Below are 3,888 nucleotides of genomic sequence, written 5' to 3'. Positions count from 1 at the left end.
GGCGGCGGGCCTGCACGAACGCGAGGCGGCGCTGGCGGCGGCCGAGCATGAATGGCTCGAGCTCGAGCTCAAGCGGGAAGAAATCGAAGGGGCGTGAGGACCATGCCGGGCTATGTCTATGTCCTGGGCAGCCGGCGCCGGCGCGATTGCCGGACCTATGTCGGCTGGACCCTCGATCTGGACCGGCGCCTCGAGCAGCATAACAGCGGCACCGGTGCCAAATCGACGCGCGGTCGCGACTGGGTGCTGCTCTATGCCGAACGCTGCGAGACGCCGCCCGAAGCCATGAGCCGCGAATGGCATCTGAAGCGCGACCGGAAGTTTCGATCCCTCCTGGCGGGCGCATTGCGTCCGTGACCCGTCGCGCGCAGGCCATGGGATCCGCGGCGCCATTTGGTAAGATGGGGGATCGCGAATTGCTCTCCCTCCAGCGGGTGCCCTTGTCTTGGCGATGATCTCGATCCCCAGCCCCTGCGTCGGCATCTGCCGCATGGATGAGAGCACGGGGCTCTGTCTCGGCTGCGCGCGCACCGGCGAGGAGATCGCGATCTGGCGCGAGACCGGCGAGGCGCAGCGCCGGCGCATCTGGGCAGCTCTTCCGGCGCGCTTCGAGCGCCTCGGCCTGACCCTGGCGCGGCTGCCCTGGACGCCGTCCGAGATCCTGGCTTTCGTCGCCGGCAAGCTGCGCAGCCGCGAAGGCAGCTGGGCAATCGGCTGCTATGGCGGCGTCGCCGAGTTTCGCGCCGAGGCCGGCGAGGATTGCGAGATCGCCGTCGACGGCGAGAGGGTCACGGCCCGCACCGATCGTGGGGCGCTGCGGCTCCGGATCGGCGACGCGGTCCGCGCGCTGGCGCTCTATGAGACGCCGGGCCAGCAGGATCTGCGCGCGATTTTCCTGGTGGTGGCGCGGCTGCGGGCGGGCCTGCCTGTCGCCAGCGGACTTTCAGCGCTGGGGGCCGACCGCGCGGCGATCCTTCCCCAGGATCGCGGACAGGGTCTCTATGATCTGGGTCTGCGCCGGACCATCACCCGCTTCTGCATCCGCACCGACAAGGCTGCCCTGGTCGAGACGTTGACGCCGGCCCTGGGGCAGAGCTGGCCGAACTATCTCCCGGCGGTCGGCGCTGCCATCCTGCGCGAAAGCCCGGTGCGTGTGGTCGAATCCGCCCTGGGCCGCGCCGAGGTGCGGACGCCGATTCCACCGCCGGGGGCCGCTTCCATCCCGGGCCCGCACACTCATCTGCTGCCGGACCTGCTGGCGATGGGGCGCGAGATGGGCCCCGGCTTCGAGCTGCCCGAGGCTTATGCGCCGGGGGCCATCTTCTATCCGAGCCCGCCTGCCAACGATTGAAGCGCGCTCGGGCGCGCCGCCGCTCACATCTGCGTGCAGGCGCCGAAGATGACGAACCCGACCCCGTCGGCACTGATCGCCAGCGACATCTTGCCGGTCGCCTGATCGATCGTCGCGGTCCAGCCATTGCCGCTCTGCACGCCCTGCATCACGATCCGGCCTTCCTCGATCGTCTGGTTCGTGATGATGGCGGTCGTCTTCTCGCCATCCTCGCGCTCGCCATAGGCCTTCTTGGCGGCGAAATCGATCCGGAAGAATCGCGGCAGGTTGATGCCCTCGGGCGTGTCTGCGATGCAGTTCTCGCCCGGGACGCATTCGAAGGTGTCGGTGTTGGCGCAAATCGCCGATTTGGCCGGATCGATGCCGGCCGCCCAGGCGACGCTGGAGACGGTCGTCAGGGCGGCCACGAACAACGCGAGTGGGTTCCGTCGCATGCGTTTTCTCCGGTCCCTCAATTGACGGTGTAGCCGCGGCCCTGCAGGCAGGCGGCCAGGGCGCGGTTATAGGCGTCGGCCTGGTTCTGCTGCTGGCTCGCGACCTGACTGCGCTGGCGATGCTGGCGGATGCCGCCGAAGAGGGCGCCCGTCGCCGCGCCGATCGCGGCCCCCTGGCCCGCGTTGCCGGCGATGGCGCCGCCGACCGCACCGATGGCCGCGCCGCCGGCGGCACCCCGGACCAACCCGCCGCTGGGCTGGCTGGCGGTGGTGCCATAGGGACTGCCGGCCTGCTGCACCGCCCAGCCCTGGCATTCCTGCGTGTCCTTGGCCTGCTGTTCGGCGCTCTGGCCCTTGGCGGGATAGACATACATCTGTTGGGCCGCCAGCGGCGTCGCCAGGGTCGCCGTCAGCACGATCAGCATCAGCGATCGAATTCCTGTCCGCATCGGCGCCTCTCCGGATCATGGCGTCAGGGAAAACCTGTCGCCGGAAAGGCTATCACGCGCATGGCCCCCGAGTCTTTGCGCCCCGCCTTGTCTTTTCGCGCCAGGGACCGGCCGTTTTCCCTATGCTTGACCGGGAGCGGTCGGATCAATGAGGATCGGCGCCGCCAATCCGGGCGGGGAGCCATGACGTCGCGAACGACCGATGCCACGATGCTCGAGCTGGTGGGCAAGGCCGCAGGCGCGATCGGCACCGACAGCTTCTATCGCCATCTGCTGCATCTGCTGGGCCACGCCATCCCGCATGACATGGCCATGGTCATGCGCTATCCGCGCTATGCGGCGCCCGATTTCCTGCATCGCGAGAAATTCCCGGAGCGGCTGGCCGATCTCTATCTCACCGGCTTCTATCGCTTCGACCCCTTCTATCGCCATTGGCGCGAGCATCGGCGCTGCGGCGTGGTGCCCTATCGGTCCGTCGCCTCGGCCGATCTGCGGCGGGGCGACTATCACCGCTTCTTCCAGCGCCAGGCGGACATCGCCGACGAGCTGGGCCTCTTCCTGCCCAATGTCGGCCATTCCGCCATCGGCCTCTTCATCGAGCGGTCGAAAGGCCGCTTCCCGGCGCGCGAGATCGAGCGCGCCGAAGCGATCTATCCGGCCGCCGCAGGTCTGCATGACGCTCATATCGCCCGGATCTTCCTCGATCTGCGATTCAATGCGGGCAAGCCGGGATTGCATTTGCCGCGCGCAACCCTGCTGCTCGACCGCTCGGGCCATCGCGTCTTTGCCGACAAGGACTGGCAGGAGGCCGAGCGCGCCGATCCGGAGATCGCCACGTCGATCGAGGGACTCGCGAAGGGTGCGGAGGCGCGGCTCTTCCTCGCCGATGGCCGCGTCCTCCATGCCGAGGCATTGAGCGCCGATTTTCCGCTGGCGCCCGCGGGCCGGATGATCGCGCTCGAGACCCAGGGCCTGGCCCCGCAGCCCGCACCACGCGCGGGCGACCCGACCGCGATGCTGGGTGTCGAGCTGACGCGTCGGGAGCGCGATATCGTGGCTCTCATCCTGCAGGGCTATCCCTCGAGCGAGATCGCGCGAAAGCTCAAGATCGGGCGCGGCACGGTGAAAAACCACCGGCGCCGGCTCTATTACAAGCTCGATATCACCTCGGAACGCGAGGTGTTCCTGCTCTTCATGCGCGCGCTGATGCCGGAGTCACCGGCGATCTAGATTCCTTCGGCCGACCGCTGGCGCTTGGGAATCGATCATCGCGTGGGATCACCCCTCCCCCAACCCCCCTCCCGCAAGGGGAGGGGGCTAGAAAAATGTGAGACCACGCACATTTCTCATTCGCGACAAAAGTGAAGCGAAGAAGGAAAAATCCACGCCCCCTCCCCTTACGGGAGGGGGTAGGGGGAGGGCTGACGCGCAGAACTCGACATGAAGGTCCTTCCCCATGGTTCCCCGAGGCACCATTGTGACGGGTGTCCGCTCCTCGATAATGGCCAACGTTGAAATGGCAGTGCCGACGGCATTGCCGGTTCCTGGGAGAGGACGCCATGCCGAGAGACGAACCCGCGCTCCGCCAGCCGAAGCTCGAGGGCTTCAGCCTCGATCCCGAGCGCTCCTACACGCTCTCCGCGCCCTATTACCG

The 3,888-nt window shown here is 67.9% G+C and carries 5 protein-coding genes; 3 read left to right on the top strand and 2 right to left on the bottom strand.

Annotated elements, in window-relative coordinates; genetic code table 11:
• Positions 1–102: 102 nt before the first annotated feature.
• Together ACREE8_RS03595 and ACREE8_RS03590 are read left to right on the top strand one after the other, a co-directional pair.
• Entirely contained in the window at positions 103–357 is a 255-nt protein-coding gene (locus ACREE8_RS03595; protein WP_431571608.1) for a GIY-YIG nuclease family protein, read from the top strand.
• Positions 358–451: 94 nt separating this feature from the next.
• Positions 452–1,351, top strand: a complete 900-nt coding sequence (locus tag ACREE8_RS03590) for a DUF1289 domain-containing protein (RefSeq protein WP_431571607.1) — start codon at positions 452–454, stop codon at positions 1,349–1,351.
• Positions 1,352–1,374: 23 nt separating this feature from the next.
• Here ACREE8_RS03590 and ACREE8_RS03585 read toward each other — a convergent pair whose 3' ends face one another.
• Together ACREE8_RS03585 and ACREE8_RS03580 are read right to left on the bottom strand one after the other, a co-directional pair.
• A complete protein-coding gene (locus ACREE8_RS03585) occupies positions 1,375–1,785 on the bottom strand; it encodes a hypothetical protein (protein WP_431571606.1) in 411 nt (136 codons plus the stop codon).
• 17 nt (positions 1,786–1,802) lie between these two features.
• Entirely contained in the window at positions 1,803–2,234 is a 432-nt protein-coding gene (locus ACREE8_RS03580) for a YMGG-like glycine zipper-containing protein (protein WP_431571605.1), read from the bottom strand.
• A 183-nt stretch (positions 2,235–2,417) separates the two neighbouring features.
• Between ACREE8_RS03580 and ACREE8_RS03575 the strand changes: the two genes are divergently transcribed.
• Positions 2,418–3,464, top strand: coding sequence for a helix-turn-helix transcriptional regulator (locus ACREE8_RS03575; RefSeq protein ID WP_431571604.1), 1,047 nt, complete (start codon positions 2,418–2,420; stop codon positions 3,462–3,464).
• Positions 3,465–3,888: the final 424 nt, after the last annotated feature.

The sequence above is a fragment of the Hypericibacter sp. genome (genome assembly GCF_050729195.1).
Lineage (GTDB): Bacteria > Pseudomonadota > Alphaproteobacteria > Dongiales > Dongiaceae > Hypericibacter.
The sequence above is the reverse complement of the archived record's forward strand: the minus strand, read 5'-3'. Positions and strand labels throughout refer to the sequence as shown.

Bases quoted from the DNA above. Each gene is read 5' to 3' on its own strand.
- ACREE8_RS03580 (WP_431571605.1), bottom strand. From the start codon at position 2,234: ATGCGGACAGGAATTCGATCGCTGATGCTGATCGTGCTGACGGCGACC.
- ACREE8_RS03585 (WP_431571606.1), bottom strand. From the start codon at position 1,785: ATGCGACGGAACCCACTCGCGTTGTTCGTGGCCGCCCTGACGACCGTC.
- ACREE8_RS03590 (WP_431571607.1), top strand. From the start codon at position 452: ATGATCTCGATCCCCAGCCCCTGCGTCGGCATCTGCCGCATGGATGAG.
- ACREE8_RS03595 (WP_431571608.1), top strand. From the start codon at position 103: ATGCCGGGCTATGTCTATGTCCTGGGCAGCCGGCGCCGGCGCGATTGC.
- ACREE8_RS03575 (WP_431571604.1), top strand. From the start codon at position 2,418: ATGACGTCGCGAACGACCGATGCCACGATGCTCGAGCTGGTGGGCAAG.